Below are 17,517 nucleotides of genomic sequence, written 5' to 3'. Positions count from 1 at the left end.
GGAACTGACTTTTAGGTTTGGCGCGACTGCGGTTCGGGAATTAAGTCGGATTTGCGGTAACCTCAGTTAGACGATTCGAGGAATGTTTTATTAAAATGTCTTCGTTATAGGCAAGAAGTTTAAGGAGATACACCAATGTCGGGTCACTCAAAATGGGCCACCACGAAACATAAGAAGGCTGCCATTGACGCCAAGCGCGGCAAGCTGTTTGCGCGCCTGATTAAGAACATCGAAGTGGCGGCGCGTACCGGCGGCGGCGATCCTGCAGGCAATCCGACCCTCTTTGACGCCATTCAGAAAGCTAAGAAATCTTCCGTTCCTGCGGATAACATCGATCGCGCGGTGAAGCGCGGTTCCGGTGCTGAATCTGGCGGTGCCGACTGGCAGTCCATCACTTATGAAGGCTACGGTCCCAGCGGTGTGGGCTTCATCGTGGAGTGCCTGACCGACAACAAGAATCGTGCCGTGTCCGAAGTGCGTACCATCTTTAGCAGAAACGGCGGCAATATCGCTGATTCTGGTTCAGTTTCTTACCAGTTTGCCCGCCGCGGGATTATTGAGGTTGCCAAAGTCGATGGCTTGGACGAAGACAAGATTCTTGACGCAGTGCTGGCGGCCGGTGCCGATGACGTGGAAGATGCCGGTGAACTCTTTATTATCGAAACCGAACCGACGGATTTGGTGGCGGTGCGCACCGCTTTGCAGGAAGCAGGGATTGACTACGATTCGGCTGAATCCCAGTTCGTTCCTTCAGTTAAGGTTGACCTGGATTTGGAAGCCTATCGCAAGGTCATGCGCCTGTTCGACGCTCTGGAAGACAGTGATGACGTCCAGAATGTGTTTATGAACGGCGATGCTTCCGATGACGTCATTGAGCAATACGAAGCCGAAGAGTAAACGTCTACATGAGAGTTTTGGGCATCGACCCCGGTATCACCAGGTGTGGTATCGGGGTCGTTGACTTTGACACGAGCCGGCAGTGTACCTTGGTGTATGTCGATGTGGTGCGCAGCGACCCGAACACTGCCACTCAGTTTCGACTGTTGAAAATTTCGCAGGGCATAGCGGAGGCAATCGCCCGCTTTCAGCCAGACATTGTGGCTTTGGAGCGTCCTTTCGCGAAAGAAAATCGTCAATCCGTGGCTACCACTATGCAGGCTATGGGAATCGCGATGGTCGAGGCAGCGCGTCAAGGTCTGCCCGTGGCGGTGCACACTCCCTCGGAAGTGAAAGCGGCCGTGAGTGGCAACGGGAGTGCCTCGAAAGCGCAGGTGAAAGCCATGGTGGCGCGAATCCTGCGACTGGATAAACCCCCAAAACCCGCCGATGCGGCAGATGCGTTGGCTATCGCCATCACCCAAGCCTGGCGTGGCACGGGGATTCTCGGTGCCAGTTCAGATGGAGACTTTAGCGTCAGCCTCAGTGGGAAAGTGAAAACTCCGGCCGGAACCCACTTGACCGCCGCCCAACGCTTGTGGGCGGAAGCGGAAGCGAAAACTCGACGTTCCGGCGCGGTGGATCCGCGGCGGCGCCAGAAACCGCTATAGTACAAGTGTTCGAATTGCCAACCGCGAGGACAATCAGTGATTTCGATAATTAAAGGGGAAGTCGTCTCCAAGACGCTGGACCGTGCCACGGTGCTGGTGGGGGGACTGGGGCTGGAATTCTTTGCTACCCCCAATACTCTGTCCGCCTTGGTTCCAGATACGGTCGCCACGGTGCAAACCTACTTGGTGGTACGCGAAGATTCCCTCACTCTCTACGGATTTGCCACAGCCTCAGAACGCGATACTTTTGCGACTCTGATGCAGGTTAAAGGTATAGGTCCCAAACTCGGTTTGGCCGCCCTGTCGGTTTTGAGTCCCGAGGCTTTGGCTGGGGCGGTGGCTAACAGTGACGTGACCACGTTGCAAAGCATTCCCGGAGTCGGCAAGAAATCTGCCGAACGAATGATTCTGGAAATCGGGGATAAACTCGGTGGCGTTCCCGGCGCAGTGGCGCTCGCGGGGACGGCATCTGGGTTTAACGCCAGCACCGTTGTGGAAGCGCTGAGCAATCTGGGTTACAACCAAGCCCTCGCCACCGAAGCAGTCAACGCGGTGCAGGCCAGTGATGCCCCCACCGCGCTGCGGGAAGCCTTAAAGTACCTGGGGAGCAAACGTGGCTGAAGATACAGATTTTTCCTACGAGCAGCGTTTGGTCGATTCCTCCGCCCCCGATGCGGAACGCGCTGCAGAAGCAGCTTTGCGACCAAAGACGCTCAGCGATTTCATCGGTCAGGAAACGGTCAAAACTCAGCTGCAACTGGTCCTCTCAGCGGCCAAAGAACGCGGCGAAGCCGCTGACCATGTATTGTTAGCGGGTCCTCCCGGACTGGGCAAGACGACTCTGGCAATGATTATCGCCGCGGAAATGTCCTCCTCGCTGCGCCTGACTTCCGGGCCAGCAATCGGTCACGCTGGGGATTTAGCAGCCATACTGTCCTCCCTGCAAGAGGGCGACGTGTTGTTTATTGACGAAATTCATCGGTTGGCGCGTCCCGCCGAAGAAATGCTGTACCTGGCGATGGAGGATTTTCGGGTCGACGTCGTGGTGGGCAAGGGACCAGGAGCGACTTCGATTCCTTTGACTCTGCCGCCCTTTACGCTGGTCGGAGCCACGACCCGGGCGGGGTTGTTACCTGCCCCGCTGCGCGACCGTTTCGGCTTTACCGCCCATCTGGAGCCTTACCAGCCACCGGATTTGGCTCTCATCGTGAAGCGTTCCGCCAGTTTGCTTGGTGCTGAAATCACCGAAGACGCAGCAGAGGAGATTGCCCGGCGGTCACGCGGTACGCCGCGGGTGGCAAATCGCTTGTTGCGCCGGGTCATTGACTTCGCCCTGGTTCACGACCATCCCCGGTGCGACCTGGAATCGGCTCGCCGCGCCCTGGAACTTTTTGAGGTCGATCAACTCGGCTTGGATCGCTTGGACCGCAGTGTTTTACGGGCGGTAATAGAGAGGTTTGCCGGCGGGCCAGTCGGGCTGCACACCCTCGCGGTGTCGGTCGGGGAGGAACCGGAGACGATTGAAGAAGTCGTGGAACCGTTCTTAGTTCGCGAAGGTCTCCTGGTGCGCACCAACCGGGGACGTGCCATTACTCCGAAGGGTTGCGAACACCTCGGGGTCACCCCGCCGGCAGGAAATGCCCTGTTTTAGAGGGTATATTTTCCGTTTTTAACCCGCAGGCTTTAGACTTGGACGGTCGCCTATTTTAAGGAAGGTTTATCTGTGCTGCCATTTCAAACTGCTGCAACCAACGCCCAAAATCCCATTATTACCTGGGTGATACTCGGCCTCGCGTTTGTGTTGATTATTGTTTTTATGCGCCGCTCCGGCCAGAAACGTGTGTCTCAGATGGAAGAACAGCGCAAGAGCATGGAACAAATGATGACTCCGGGAACCTGGGTGCGTACCACTTCGGGGTTCTTTGGAAAAGTCGTTGAAGTCAGTGGGGAAGTCATTACCTTGGCTAATCTGACCGGTGAGGAAACCTTGTGGGATCTCAAGGCTATCGCCAAAGTTGAGGATCCGAATTTTGGAACGGTCGCCGACTCTGATTCCGATTCCGCAGTGGAAGCGGAGGCAGACCCGGTGGCTGAGTCCACCCCGGAAACGCCTGACACCGAGCCGGAAGAACCCGGTTTCGGCTCCAATATGGGGGAAGATTCCCCGTCAGGAGATGACACCGAAAAAGGTGAGGGTCACACCTATTGACCCGAAGAAACGTTATAACAGCTAGTGAAAGTTAGATAAAAGAAGGATAATCTGTGGCTGCCAAGAAGACAAAGAACAAGGCGTTGCGCACACTCATTTTTTTCGCCGTGATTGTGGTGGCTCTGACTGGGACCTTGGTCGGTTCGACCATATTTTCAGATGGCTCGTACGCCCCGAAACTGGCAATCGACCTCGAAGGTGGAACCCAGCTGATTCTCACCCCGAAGAATACAGAAGCCAAAGCGAAGGCCATCTCAGACGCTGATATTGAACAAGCCATTGAGGTTATTCGCCAACGTATCGACGCCTCCGGTGTGGCCGAGGCTGAGATTGCGCGAAATGGTCAGGAAAATATCTCGGTTGGTATTCCAGGCAACCCCAGTGAAGAAACTTTAGCTCTGATTCAGCAGTCCGCGGTCATGCGTTTCCGTACCGTGCTGCTCAGCGCACCCGGCAACGCTACCAACAATGAAGATCCCCAAGCGCTCTTGGGACAACTGACCGGTACCGCGGCTCCTGCCGGACAAAACCAGCCAGCAGCTGGCGAAACTGGTGGCCAAGAGACTCAGACCACCGTGGGTGAAGGCAACAATACGGTGACGATTCCGCCGTCTGCACCTGCCGAGACAGGTCAGACACAGTCCCTGGTGTTCAACTCAACGGACCCCAGTGCCACACCCACGCCGAGCGAGCCGAACCAGACTGCACCTGATATTGCCCCGGCCGCTAAACAGCCGTCCTCTGCGGCGATTCCGTTCGACAAACTCATGAAAGAGGCGGAAAAATATCCCGATACCCCGGCTGGCCAGTCCAATGTCATCAACGACCGAAAACACATTACTGTGCGGGACATGTTCATCTTTAACCACCTGGATTGCACCGACCCAGCCTCTCTCAAGGGCGGCTCATTGGACGATCCGAAAAAGAACCTGGTCGCCTGCTCTAAGGAAGGCTACGAGAAATACATCTTGGGCCCCGAAGTCCTCTCCGGCACCGACCTGGTTTCCGCGTCTTCCGGGATGGGAACCAACCAGCAGGGCAACGCCACCGGTCAGTGGGAAGTCGCGCTGAAACTCGATGCTGATGGCGCCAAGAAATTCGACGAAGTGGCCAAGGTGCTGTACCCAAACCAATCCAAGGGGACGAACCGCAATCCTGACAATAACCGTTTCGCCATTGTGCTGGACTCCTTAGTCGTCAGCGCGCCGGGGGTCAACGCCCCGGCCTTCGGCGGATCCGCATCTATTTCTGGTTCCTTGACACGGGAATCTTCCGCAACTTTGGCTAACCAGCTCCAGTTTGGTTCTCTGCCTTTGAACTTTGAACAGCAGTCCAAGCAGACCATCTCGGCGACCTTGGGCGGGGAACACCTGAAAGTCGGCTTCTATGCCGCTATCGTTGGTTTGGTTCTGGTCGTGCTGTATCTGCTCCAGCAATACCACGCTTTGGCAGGTTTGGCGACAGCCTCCCTGTTCCTGGCGGGTGGTATCGTGTACCTAGCCGTCGCCATCCTCTCTTGGGCGATGGGATATCGTTTGTCTCTGGCGGGCGTGGTCGGTTTGATTGTGGCCGTCGGTGTGACCATGGACTCATTCATCATCTATTTCGAACGTATTCGAGACGAGGTACGCGATGGTAAGCCCTTGGCTACCGCGGTGGAAACCGGCTGGGATCGTGCGAAACGAACCATCGTGGTGTCCGACATCGTGAACATTGTGGCTGCGGTGGTCCTTTACGTTCTGGCTGTTGGTGGCGTACAGGGCTTCGCCTTCACCTTGGGCTTGACCACTCTGGTTGACCTGGGAATAATCTTCCTGTTCACCCACCCGATGATGTCGTTGCTCATCAAGACCCGTTACTTTGGTGAAGGCCGGAAGTTCAGTGGTCTGGATCCGCTGCACCTCGGTGCCAGCAGCGACCGCATCTATATGCAGTCTGCCTCGACGGCGTCTTCGCCTCGTAAAAAGAAGTCTGCGCAAAAGGTCGCCGCTCCAGCCATTTCTTTGGCTCGCCAAAAGGCCGGTCTGCCTCAGGCTGATGAGGAGGACGAAATCGAGGAAACGTCTGCGGCTCCGGCTGAGAACACCGAGCCGGAAACTCCCGCGAAAGAACCTGAATCGGACACTTTCCCGGAAGAACCCACTTCCGAAACTGCGGAATCCGACGGAAGCGAGGAGACCGCCCCGAAAGATGAACCCACCCAGACAGAGGAGGACGCGAAATGATGAGTTATGCCCAGTGGGGTAATGCGCTTTACTCCGGGAAAAAGTCTTACGGAATCATTAAGAATCGCCGAATTCCGCTCACTGTCGGAGCTATTTTGATGGCTATTTCCGTCATCGGAATTGCAATTTTTGGGTTGAATCCGTCTATCGAGTTCACCGGTGGTGCCGAGTTCGTAGTCACTAACGCAGCATCGAATCCGCCGCAGCAACCCGCCTACGATGCGGTGAAAGCCGCCGGCCTGAACGAACAGACCAAGGTTGCCCAGATGGGCACGAACGGTCTGCGCGTCCAAACCAGTCAGCAACCCACCGACGTGGAACTGAAGATTCAAAAGGAGCTGGCCAAAGCCTACAACGTGGACATTTCGAAAGTCTCTAAGACTTCGATTGGTCCGTCATGGGGGGCTTCGGTGTCCAAGCAGGCTTTGTTTGGTTTGCTGGTATTCATGGGCATGATTGCACTGCTGCTGATGGCGTACTTCCGCACCTGGACCATGTCATTCTCAGCACTGTTTGCGTTGATGCATGACTTCCTGATTACTTTGGGCGTGTTTGCCTACACGCAGATTGAGATTACTCCGGCAACGATTATCGGTTTGCTGACCATCTTGGGTTACTCCCTGTACGACACGGTGGTGGTTTTCGATAAAATCCGCGAAAACACCCGCGATATGTTCAATCAGTCGCGCTCCAAGTATAACGAGCTGGCGAACCTGTCCATCAACCAAACGATGGTGCGTTCCATCAACACCTCTATCACCGGTATTTTGCCGGTGTCAGCGATTCTGTTCCTGGGCGCGGCATTGCTGGGTACCTCCACTCTGTTGGATATTTCGATGCCGCTGTTCATCGGCATGATTGTGGGTACTTTCAGTTCTATATTCATCGCCACCCCGATGCTGACCCTGGTTCGTGGTCGTTCGCAAGCTATCAAAGATCACAACGCCAAGGTTGACAAGGCTCGTGCCGCCGCTGTGGAATCGGGTGCCGCCACTCTCAACGAGGACGGCTCGTTCAAGGAGGTCACGCCTGCCGTGGTGGCGGCCCCCATGGTTCCTGGACACCATAAGGGGCAGGCTGCACAACCGAAACGGAAGAAGACCAAGAAATGAATTTCCCCGTTGACTTCGACTCGCGTCTGCACGAGATTATCGTTACGCACCTGACTGAGATTCCTGATTTTCCCCAGCCCGGTATCCTGTTTCGGGATTTTTCCCCGCTGCTCGCTTCCGGGGAGCCTTTTCAGGAATTGATTCAAGGAATTGCCCAGCACTATCGGGGGCGAATCAACGCGGTAGCCGGATTGGAGTCACGCGGGTTTATCCTGTCCTCTCCTCTGGCTGTCGAACTGGGTGTGCCCATGATTATGGTGCGTAAGGCCGGAAAGCTGCCCGGACACGTGGTTAGTGAATCCTACGATTTGGAATACGGTTCCGCGACGATTCAAGTCCAACCGGAAACGGTGCAAGGCTTTGACAACATTCTGGTGGTTGATGACCTCTTGGCAACGGGAGGAACCGCCGCCGCTTCCGTGAAACTCTTGGAAAAAGCCGGGGGACACGTCTGCGAAATTATGGTGTTGATGGAGTTGAAAGCCCTCAACGGACGCACTCACCTGGGCAATACGCCTTTCCACTCCCTCGTGGAACTGTAAACGCACGCTTATCACCTGTGACCTGTAGGGTGATAGCTGAGGAATTCGGTGATTTCGCGCTCGATTTTTGGAAAAGAATCCAGGTCACGCCCAATTAAACTAACGTTTACCGGGCAAAAGATTTAGAATCTCTGTATGGAGCAAGCGCCGGAGATTGTCAACGAGCCCAGTGAGAATACTGGTGCTCTGCGCGGCTCTCTGTTTCGATTGGTTCGTTCCCGTAGTTCATACCGCGAGCTAGAACCCGTGTTGCGGGCAGTCAAGGAAAACCATCCCAAAGCTGACTTTGACCTTTTGGAGCGGGCTTATGTGACCGCTGAACGTTACCACCAGGGACAATTCCGGAAGTCGGGAGAGCCCTACATTACGCATCCGGTCGCGGTCGCGACTATCCTGGCCGAACTGGGCATGTCGGAAACAACGGTTGCGGCGGGGCTGCTGCACGACACCGTAGAGGACACCGACTATTCTTTGGAACAATGTCGGCGTGACTTTGGCGAGGATATTGCCGCTTTGGTCGACGGGGTCACCAAACTCGATAAAGTGAAATATGGCGATTCCGCCCCGGCAGAGACTATCCGAAAAATGCTGGTCGCGATGGCTAAGGATATCCGAGTCCTGCTCATCAAACTCTCTGACCGTCTGCATAACGCACGTACCTGGCGATACGTCAGTAAAGAAAGTGCCGCGCGCAAAGCTAAGGAAACCCTGGAAATTTATGCCCCGCTGGCTCACCGGATGGGGCTCAATGCCATTAAATGGGAGCTGGAGGACCTGGCGTTTAAAACCCTCTATCCTCAGATTTACCAAGAAATCGACAAGCTCATTCAGGAGGCCGCGCCCCGCCGGGAGGAACAGCTCAGCGCCATCATCCAGACTATTGAAGGCGACTTACGAGATGCGAAAATCAAGGGGACTGTGACCGGGCGCCCGAAACATCACTACTCGATTTATCAAAAGATGATTGTGCGCGGTCGTGATTTCAACGATATTTACGACTTGGTGGCGGTGCGCGTGCTGGTGGAATCCGTGCGGGATTGCTACGCCGTGCTGGGACTGATGCACTCGCGGTGGTCTCCGATGCTGGGTCGATTCAAGGACTATATCGCGATGCCGAAATACAACCTGTACCAGTCGTTGCACACCACGGTTATCGGTCCTAAGGGAAAACCCGTAGAGATTCAAATTCGCACCTATGAAATGCACCGCCGTGCCGAATTCGGGATTGCTGCCCACTGGAAATACAAAGAAAACCCCAACGCCAAATCGTTGAAAAAGTCCGAGGGCGGCAAGGTCTTGGACTTGGAAAATGAAATGGGCTGGCTGCGCCAACTGGTTGATTGGCAAAAGCAAACCCAAGACTCAGGGGAGTTCCTAGACTCACTGCGTTACGAAATTAACTCCGCCCAGGTCTATGTGTTCACCCCGAAAGGCCAGGTAGTAGTGCTCGCTGCCGGATCCACTCCGGTCGATTTCGCCTATTCCGTACACACCGAAGTGGGAAACAAGACGGTCGGCGCCAAGGTCAACGGCAAGCTGGTTCCCCTGGAATCAAAACTGGAAAACGGCGACACGGTGGAAATCTTTACGTCCAAGTCTCCCGGTGCGTCCCCCAGTCGGGACTGGTTGTCCTTCGTGGCCACCCCGCGCGCAAAATCAAAGATAAAAGCCTGGTTTTCAAAGGAACGCCGCGAGGAATCTATCGATAAAGGCCGGGAAATTCTGGCAAAAGAAATTCGTAAACAAAAGTTGCCGATTCATCAACTTGCCAGCCATGAATTTTTGGAATCCGTAGCGAAACAGTTGGGATTACCCAACGTCGACACTCTCTATGCGACCATCGGAGATTCCCACGTCAGCGCCCAAAATGTGGTGGAACGCCTGCTGAGCTTTACCGGTTCCCTGGCAGAAGATGACGATGAGGAGGTTTTGTCCGAGGAAGAAGCCGTCCCCACTCATACGCCTACGACTGAATCTCGTGCCGGGGGCTCCGGGGTATTGGTCGATGGTCAGGACGCTGACGATTTGTGGGTTAAGCTGGCCAAGTGCTGCACCCCGGTTCCCGGAGATGAGATCATGGGATTTGTCACACGGGGTCATGGGGTTTCCGTACACCGCGTTGATTGCGTGAATGCCAAGAATCTCAGCGTGGCTCAACAGGAACGCGTCATTTCCGTCAAGTGGGCGCAGCATTCCAAGACACCGTTCCTCGTCCAGGTGCAAATTGAGGCTCTGGATCGAGGAGGGCTATTGAGCGACGTGACCAGGGTTCTCACCGACAATCACGTAAACATTCTCTCGGGCAATATTTCCACCACACGCGACCGGGTGGCGTATTCCCGTTGGGCTTTTGAGCTCGCCGAGCCTTCCCATCTGCAAGACATTCTCAATGACTTGGGACGCATTTCAGGGGTATATTCCGCAACTCGAGTGACACCCGGACAAAACGTGGCCGCAGAGCCGACCCCGCAGCCTTAGACTGGGGGAGATAACCCAGAAAGATACGGGATTCTCGCGGCGGATTATTCCGCTGCGGCTTTACGAGCCTGGTCGAGCCAGCCCTTGCGGGCCTGCAAATCCTCTTCGAGTTTTTTGGTGTCCTTGCCGTCTTGCTTCGCAGCGGCAATCTCAGCTTCGAGTTTGGCGATTTTCTCTTCGAGCTGCCCGACCAGACCCTCAGCGCGAGCTTTCGTTTCCGGATTGGACTTAATCCACGCCTCGTTTTCAGCTTTCGCAATAGCCTGTTCCACGGAACGCAAACCGTTTTCCAAACGCTGTATATCTCCGCGGGGTACCCGCCCGGCTTCATCCCACTTATCCAGCAGGTCGCGGAATTTTGCCTTGGTGGTTTCCAAGTCTTTCACCGGCATGAGGGCTTTCGCCTGTTCCAGCAGCTTTTCTTTCACCTCAAGGTTGGATTGTTCCTCGGTACTGGTCTTGGCGTTGTCGGCGCTGCGAGCATCGAAAAAGACCTGCTGAGCAGCGCGGAAACGTTCCCACAGCGCGTCGTCGTCTTTGCGGGAAGCCCGCCCGGCAGCTTTCCATTCCGTCATCAAATCCCGGTAAGCTGCGGAGGTTCGCGCCCAATCGGTCGAATTTGCCAGCTCCTCAGCGCGTTTAATCAGGGCTTCTTTCGTACTGCGAACTTCTGCCCTTTTGGTATCAAGCTGTGAGAAGAATGACTTACGATGCCTGTCAAAAGATGTGCGGGCTGCTGAAAAACGCTTCCACAAAGCGTCCTCGGTGGTGCGATCGATACGCGGTCCCTTGCGCTGGGATTCTTTCCATGATTCCAGCAGTTCGCGCAAGCGTTCCCCGGATTGCTTCCACTGGGTGCGTTCCGGATCTTGGGCGGCAATTTTTTCGGCTGCCTCCACAATCTTGTTGCGTGTCTCAAGGGCTTGCGCCTTGGCGACTTCGCGTTCCTCAGCCAGCTGTTCCTTGCGAGCTGCACCCAGTTCCCGCAGTTTTTCAATGCGAGAACGCAAACCGTCGAGGTTGCCCACCACCATGGGGGACTCCATCGCCTTGTCTAAGGACTTTAGGGTGGCATCGATATCGTGAGCCTTTAACGTTGCCAAACGTGCTTGAGCCAAATCGACTTGGGCTTGCAGATCGAGGAAACGACGTACGTAAAGCGCTAAGGGTTGCTCCGGGATTCCGTCCGCGTATTGGCCGACTTCCCGCTCGGTATCGCCGTCTTTGACAAAAACCCGACCCTGGTCATCAACGCGCCCGTATTTGGAGGCTTCGTCCATAGCGATTTTCTCGATGGGTCCCAGGGGCTTGTTTTTATTGGTATCTTCCAGGTGTACCGGCGTGATTTGCGGGGTATTTTCACCAGTTTGGGGCGCGGATGCTGCGGGAGATGCTTCAGTCGGTGTTGGTGCAGGAGCGGTGGGAGGTTCCGATGCCGCCGTGGGCTCCGGGAGGGAAGCGGCTGGCGATTCAGTCTGAGGTAAGCTATCGGCCTCAGCTGCTGTCTGGGCAGGTCCTGTTGAGGTTTTACCAGGTTGGTTTTCCTGCGTTTCCTTGATTTCGCTGGTGATGGATTCCTGTTCAGACGTGGCCATGAATTTTTCCTCCTGACGGGGTTGGTGCCGCGGCACGTTCCGTTCGCGTTGGTAAGTATATTTCCAGGATTACTTTACTTGAAAAGACACGGTTTCGGGAAACTGGGTGAAAGAAAATTCGTGACGGAAAAAATCAGTTAGCCTTGAACTATGGATGTGTTACGGATTGTTTCGCCGATTTACGGAGAAAATTGCTATGTTTTGGTCACTGCGAACAAATCCGCTTTGGTTATTGATCCCGGCGCGAAAACCGCCACGCGAATCAAGGAACTTTTGACACAGCTCAATGCTGAGTTGGCTGCAATCTTGCTGACTCACGGCCATGCTGACCACCTGTGGAATACGGCTCAGGTCGCTGCCTGCAACCCCGAGGCACCCGTTTATCTGGCAAAACCGGATCATTTCTGGATGGATGCTCCCGGTCCGGGCGTTCAGCTAGGTGTTAACAATTACTTCACCGAAATGGACGGGGCGTGGGAACCGGTTACGGTTCAAGCTCCGCCCGATGCGCTGTTTGCCGGTGGGGGAGCGCAAATTATTCCCGATTTAATGTTGCGTGCCCTACCGGCTCCGGGACATTCGCCCGGATGCACCATGTTCTTTGGCGCTGACAAAGGCGAGGACCACGGTCAGGGACTCGGTTTTGACGGCCGCGACGACCAGGCATTTTGTTTCTCCGGGGACGTAGTTTTCAAAGGCTCGATTGGTCGTACCGACCTGCCCCATTCCGACGCTGAGGTGATGACGGAAACTTTGCGAACCCTCAAAATCAGCGTCAACCCCGACACTCTGCTGCTGCCCGGTCACGGAGAGACGACCACCTGGGCGGCAGAGCTCGCGAACAACCCATTTCTGAGATGACTTGGGAAAATGAGAGAATATGCCCATGATGACATCACTTTCAGGTTTTCCCGAGTTCACCCCGGAGGAAAAAATCCTTGAGGACGAGTTGATTTCCCGTCTGACTAGGGTATTTGAACTGCACGGATTTTCCCACCTGGAGACGCGTGCCATCGAACCTCTCAGCGAGCTGGAACGCAAGGGAGAAACTTCCAAAGAGGTCTACGTACTGTCTCGGCTGCAGGATAAGGAAGGCAAAGAGGATCGCAAGAACGGGCTTCACTTTGACCTGACCGTGCCGTTGGCTCGTTACGTGCTGGAAAATTCCCACCTGTTGCGTTTCCCCTTTAAGCGTTACCAAATTCAAAAGGTGTGGCGCGGCGAACGACCCCAGGAAGGTCGTTTCCGCGAGTTTGTCCAGGCCGACATCGATATGGTTGCTGCGGAAACTTTACCGCCCCAGTTTGAGATTGAAGCCCCGCTGATTATGGCTCAAGCGCTGGAATCTCTGCCGATTCCCACCCCGGTGGTGCACGTGAATTCCCGTAAGATTTTGCAGGGAGTCTGCAATGCTCTAGGTATCACGCAAGTGGACGAGGTTCTGCAAGTCATCGATAAACATGACAAGGTGCGCCCCGAAGACTTCACACAGATGCTCAGCGAACTTGGCCTCGATGCGCCTCAGATACAAACTCTGGTCAGTCTGGCAGACATCAGCGGAGCCGACGAACGCGTCATCCAGCAGGTGCGCGATTTGGGACTGCACGATGACCTGCTGGAGGAAGGTCTGTCGGACGTGGCGCGAATGCTGCGTAGCGTTCCTGATCATGAGAAAGGCAACGTGGTAGCGGACTTTAAGATTGCTCGCGGGCTGGATTACTACACCGGCATGGTCTACGAAACGTTTATTACAGGGGCTGAATCTTATGGTTCGATCTGTTCCGGGGGGCGCTACGATAACTTGGTTTCCCAAGGTAAGCGTCACTTTCCCGGGGTGGGGATGTCTATCGGTTTGACCCGGCTCATCTCGATTATTCTGGCTAATGATTGGGCTAAAGTGTCCCGTCCGGTTCCGACCTGTGTTTTGGTTGCGGTGGACAGCGAGGATACACGGGGACAAGCCGAGGCGGTGGCTTGGCAGTTGCGGGCTCGCGGCATCAGCACGGAAGTCAGCCCCACCGCCGCCAAGTATGGGAAACAAATCAAATACGCGGTGACCCGCGGCATTCCCTACGTGTGGTTTGTGGAATCCGGGGAAGTAAAGAATCTCATTAGCGAGACCCAGGAAAGTGCTCAAGCCGACACGTTTACCCCCGCCCCCGAACTTTTGAAACCGCAGGTGATTGCCAACTATGAGTAGATCGCCATCGAAGAGTTTGGATGAGTTAGCGCAGCAGCTGGAGGACCTAATCTTTGGTTTTCCGGTGGCGCAGGCTCCTGCCGTAAAGCTGCGAAACACGGCAGTCTCCCGGCTTCGCGAGCATTTGCGCGCGCGGGGTACTGACCTGGACGGTCCCCTTGTCGCGGTACTGGCCGGTTCTACCGGGGTGGGCAAATCGACGCTCCTGAACTCTTTGGTCGGTGCGCAAGTTCCGACTTCCGTGAGGCGTCCTACGACTATGACCCCGGTACTCGTGTACCATCCTGACGACGAGTTGTGGCTGGCGGCAGACCGCATCTTGGGAGGATTTGAAAAGATACGTCTGTTAGACGATGATGCCTGGGACGATTCCGCCGTCGCGTCTGCCGTACCGGAACGTGTGCCAGCGGGCGAGGAGGCTGCGACAGCACCGGCGCCGCAGCTCATCTTGCGTTCGACTCCCAAGATGTCTCCGGGAATGTGCCTCATCGATTGTCCCGATTTGGATTCCTATTTGGACACGAACCGTGAATTAGCTCAGCACCTGTTGGAAGTCGCTGACTTGTGGATTTTTGTGACTACCGCCAACCGTTACCGGGACGAGCCGGGGCTGGAACTGTTGCGGAAGGCTGCCCGGCGTGATGTCGCTATCGGGGCGGTGCTGAACAGGGTTACACAAGGTTCCCTCCTGGCGGCTAAGCAGGATCTCAGCGCGGAAATCTCTGCTAGCAACCTCAAAGATGTTCCGATTTTTGCCATTATGGAAACTCAGATTGCTGACGGAGAGCTGCCCGCTGAAGATTTAGTTTCCCTGCGTAACTGGCTCGATAACCTGGCTGGTGACGCCTTGATGCATTCTGCCATGGCGCGTCAGACCCTGTTTGGTTCTCTGCATGAAGTCCTGGATTTGAGCGAAAAAGTGTTCGATGCTGCCGCCGCTGAGGGACAAATGCGCAGTGATGCCCAGCAAACCGTGGATCGGTTGGAACAGCAACTGTTGGACTTTGTTGAGGCTCAGATTACCACGCCCACGTGGTTCCAAGGTGAGCCTGCCGACCTTTTGGAGCCCTGCGTGCGCTGCCAACTCGAGGAGTACCAAGCTGAAAACAGTTGGATACGCCAGCGGCTGAAATGGAAAAATGTCTGGCTCAATCAGCAACCCCAACCCGATGCGGCACTGGATGCTGTAAAGCGGGCGGTGGCGAGTAGCGTGTCGAACCTCGACTTTCAGATGGAGCAAATGATTGCTGACGCTATTCAGGACTCTGTATTGCCCGACTCCGGTCAGATTGTAGACGAAACCTCACAGCCCTTGGACGGTAGCGAACTCTTAGAGCAGTGGTCTCTGACCCCAGCGGAATGTTGCCGCCAAGCTGGCTGGAATCGGGATGAGAAGCTCTCGACAGACGATGCCCAGACGCTTTTCCTGTCGGTTCTCTTTGCCGGAATGGCCTCGCCCGAAACTTGCCAGTTCACCAGGATTGACGAGCTTTTGGGAGCTTTTTTTGATATCTCGACACGTTTGCGACTGCGGTCGTGGAGCCGATCCACGCTTCGCCGCGGGCTGCACGCTCGGGTCAACCAGCGCATCGCCACCTTGCGTCAAAGCATTCCTGATTACGACAACTCTGAACTAATCGCCGCGGGACGAAAAACGCTGCGTACCCTGCGAGAGGAGTGGTCCTAGTGCCGCGGAATAATCCCGAACAACGCAAAACTCGAATGCAAGCAGCCCTGCACCGCGCGGCGGAGTGTCTCGATGTCGTTCAGGGAACGCGTGGCTCCGAGACGTTCCTGGTTCAGGCTCGCGAAGATTTGCGCCGTTTAGAGAACCAGCTAGAACGCCGGGATGCCTTAGACCCCCGAGTAACCGTGATAGCGGTAGCCGGACCGAGCGGCACCGGAAAATCCACGGTGGTAAACACCTTGGCCCGTCGCGACAGCTTGGTGCCAACGGGGATGCACCGACCGACCACAACTGAGCTGGTGGCCTATGTCGACGCGGAGGTGACTGCCGCACCGTTTTTAGAACTGAGCGGAATTCCGCGCAGTGTCAGCGTGGAGTTTTGTACCACCCGTTCCAATCCACTCCGGGACAGTTTGGGAATGGTAGGCGAGGGTCACCAGGTACGGTCGGCTCTTACACAGTGCGGTCACCCGATTGTGGTCGAAGTTCCCGATACACTGCTGGTTCCCGAACTGACCTCAGCGGCGTCCCAGGTCCTAGAAACAGCGGATCTCATCTTGTGGACTACGGATTCCCAAAAATATGCCGATGCCGCTTTCCACAGCCGAATTTCGGCGTTCCCAAGTCACCCGAACTCGTACTTTGTCCTGACCCACACCGAGGGCTTGACTGAGTCTCAGCTACAAACCCTGAACCAGGAGCTGTCCGCCATTGCCGAACGGATAGGGGTCAGTCCTGAAATTTTGCAGATTTCGCTTTACGATGAGTCCAGTTTGGCACGATTCCGCGAAACCGTAGCCGAGTTGTCCCACGCGCCGGAAGCTCGTTGGAGAGGCGAACAAGCCGCGATTCATCATGCCGCCACGAAGCTAGGCCAAGATTTGGAACTGGATGTGACCGGACAGTTCTCAACGCAGCCCGTTCAGGCTCCGTCTGTTGCTTCGCCACCGTCCCCAGCCGAAACAAAACTGGTGGACCAGGTGACCCAGGTCAGCGGTCTGTCGGCCGTGGAAGCGAACTTTTCCAAACAATACCTGAGGGCGGGAGGCTTTTGGACGCTGTGGCCGGTGCTGAACTGGTTGGCGGGAATCAAACCGTTGGCACATGTCAATCAGGATAATTCGACCACGCCCGGCGAACCTGAAGCGGACAAACCCGTCGGCCCTTCTGCGGACCCCTCCCCAGAACAAACCGCCGACGAGAGCGCGACCCCAGCCGTAGCTGACTCCACTCCAGACCCAGACCTTCCTTCGGTAGCCCCGCAAGCCGACTCGCTCAACCGTTTCTTCCCCCGCGTCAACGTGGCGGGAATTACCAGCGCGGCTCGCACCTACGCGGCGACCGCCAGTGCGCACCGCCCGTCCAAATGGGTGGACTTTGCCCAGCTCAAGGCCGTGGAACTGTCCGGAAACCTGGTCAGCGCCCTCAACCTAGCTTTGGAATCCTGGAAATTCCCGGCTCGTCCCGCCCGGACCTGGTGGCGGATTTGGCGACTCGGACATTGGTTCTGGCTAGCTGCGTTAGTGGTGGGACTGCTGTGGAGTCTCGTTGCGGGGGTGGCGTTCCTAGGCGGGGCTGGCACCAGTGCGGCCGTGTGGATGGTCGGACCGGTGCCGTTCCCTCTCCTGGTCTTGGTTGCCGCAGTTGCGGGCACCCTGGTGTGGAGCCTGGTGGGAACTAAGATACTGCACTGCGGGGCGCGAAACTACGGGAGAGAATGTGCCGACAAATTCCGCTCGCTGATCCAGGAAGTGACTCGTCAGGGTTTCCTGGTCAAAATGAACCAGAATTTGGATTTATACCCCCAGCTGTCCGAACTGGTTTCAGAAATGCGTTTGCGAGACACCCAATCGCGTTAGCTTTCGTCTCACCAGTTCAAGGAACAGCTTCCAGGGTTTCCCCTCAGCTCAGATAGGCGTTAA

14 protein-coding genes are annotated in these 17,517 nt (G+C 55.8%); 13 read left to right on the top strand and 1 reads right to left on the bottom strand.

Translation table 11 applies throughout. From position 1 onward, the window contains the following. The first annotated feature begins 135 nt into the window (after positions 1–135). The 9 genes from SPI05_RS03435 to SPI05_RS03395 all read left to right on the top strand — a co-directional run bounded on the left by SPI05_RS03435 (position 136) and on the right by SPI05_RS03395 (position 10,113). Entirely contained in the window at positions 136–897 is a 762-nt protein-coding gene (locus tag SPI05_RS03435; protein ID WP_321076197.1) for a YebC/PmpR family DNA-binding transcriptional regulator, read from the top strand. A gap of 8 nt (positions 898–905) precedes the next feature. After that, on the top strand, positions 906–1,547 hold the full coding sequence (gene ruvC / locus SPI05_RS03430) for a crossover junction endodeoxyribonuclease RuvC (protein ID WP_321076196.1): 642 nt from the start codon (positions 906–908) through the stop codon (positions 1,545–1,547). A 36-nt stretch (positions 1,548–1,583) separates the two neighbouring features. Next, entirely contained in the window at positions 1,584–2,168 is a 585-nt protein-coding gene (gene ruvA, locus SPI05_RS03425; protein WP_321076194.1) for a Holliday junction branch migration protein RuvA, read from the top strand. Continuing rightward, positions 2,161–3,198, top strand: coding sequence for a Holliday junction branch migration DNA helicase RuvB (gene ruvB / locus SPI05_RS03420; RefSeq protein ID WP_321076192.1), 1,038 nt, complete (start codon positions 2,161–2,163; stop codon positions 3,196–3,198). Before ruvA ends, ruvB begins: the two co-directional genes overlap by 8 nt. A 72-nt stretch (positions 3,199–3,270) precedes the next feature. After that, positions 3,271–3,756: a preprotein translocase subunit YajC gene (locus SPI05_RS03415; RefSeq protein WP_321076190.1), complete on the top strand. Its 486-nt coding sequence runs from the start codon at positions 3,271–3,273 to the stop codon at positions 3,754–3,756. A 53-nt stretch (positions 3,757–3,809) separates the two neighbouring features. Continuing rightward, positions 3,810–5,981 (top strand): protein translocase subunit SecD, encoded by a 2,172-nt coding sequence (gene secD, locus SPI05_RS03410; RefSeq protein WP_321076189.1) that lies wholly within the window; start codon positions 3,810–3,812, stop codon positions 5,979–5,981. Continuing rightward, entirely contained in the window at positions 5,978–7,093 is a 1,116-nt protein-coding gene (gene secF, locus SPI05_RS03405; protein WP_321076187.1) for a protein translocase subunit SecF, read from the top strand. The genes secD and secF overlap by 4 nt, the downstream gene beginning before the upstream one ends. After that, positions 7,090–7,635 carry an adenine phosphoribosyltransferase gene (locus SPI05_RS03400; protein ID WP_282921632.1) on the top strand — a complete coding sequence of 182 codons (546 nt, stop codon included), beginning with the start codon at positions 7,090–7,092 and terminating at the stop codon, positions 7,633–7,635. Before secF ends, SPI05_RS03400 begins: the two co-directional genes overlap by 4 nt. Positions 7,636–7,770: 135 nt before the next feature. After that, a complete protein-coding gene (locus SPI05_RS03395) occupies positions 7,771–10,113 on the top strand; it encodes a bifunctional (p)ppGpp synthetase/guanosine-3',5'-bis(diphosphate) 3'-pyrophosphohydrolase (protein WP_321076185.1) in 2,343 nt (780 codons plus the stop codon). A 44-nt stretch (positions 10,114–10,157) separates the two neighbouring features. Here the strand turns inward: SPI05_RS03395 and SPI05_RS03390 are convergent, their stop codons facing one another. Next, a complete protein-coding gene (locus SPI05_RS03390; RefSeq protein WP_321076184.1) occupies positions 10,158–11,708 on the bottom strand; it encodes a DUF349 domain-containing protein in 1,551 nt (516 codons plus the stop codon). Between the two features lie 150 nt (positions 11,709–11,858). On the opposite strand from SPI05_RS03390, the gene SPI05_RS03385 reads away from it, so the two are divergent. The 4 genes from SPI05_RS03385 to SPI05_RS03370 are packed head-to-tail and all read left to right on the top strand — an operon-like array spanning position 11,859 to position 17,454. Beyond that, on the top strand, positions 11,859–12,569 hold the full coding sequence (locus SPI05_RS03385) for an MBL fold metallo-hydrolase (protein ID WP_321076182.1): 711 nt from the start codon (positions 11,859–11,861) through the stop codon (positions 12,567–12,569). A gap of 19 nt (positions 12,570–12,588) precedes the next feature. Continuing rightward, positions 12,589–13,908 (top strand): histidine--tRNA ligase, encoded by a 1,320-nt coding sequence (gene hisS / locus SPI05_RS03380; RefSeq protein ID WP_321076180.1) that lies wholly within the window; start codon positions 12,589–12,591, stop codon positions 13,906–13,908. Between the two features lie 16 nt (positions 13,909–13,924). Beyond that, a complete protein-coding gene (locus SPI05_RS03375) occupies positions 13,925–15,595 on the top strand; it encodes a dynamin family protein (RefSeq protein WP_321076178.1) in 1,671 nt (556 codons plus the stop codon). Continuing rightward, a complete protein-coding gene (locus SPI05_RS03370; RefSeq protein ID WP_321076176.1) occupies positions 15,595–17,454 on the top strand; it encodes an ABC transporter in 1,860 nt (619 codons plus the stop codon). The genes SPI05_RS03375 and SPI05_RS03370 overlap by 1 nt, the downstream gene beginning before the upstream one ends. Positions 17,455–17,517 lie beyond the last annotated feature (63 nt).

Origin of the sequence: Mobiluncus sp. (assembly GCF_034180645.1) — a bacterium.
Taxonomy (GTDB): Bacteria; Actinomycetota; Actinomycetes; order Actinomycetales; family Actinomycetaceae; genus Mobiluncus.
Note: the sequence above shows the minus strand (reverse complement) of the source record. Positions and strands in the feature narration are given on the sequence as shown.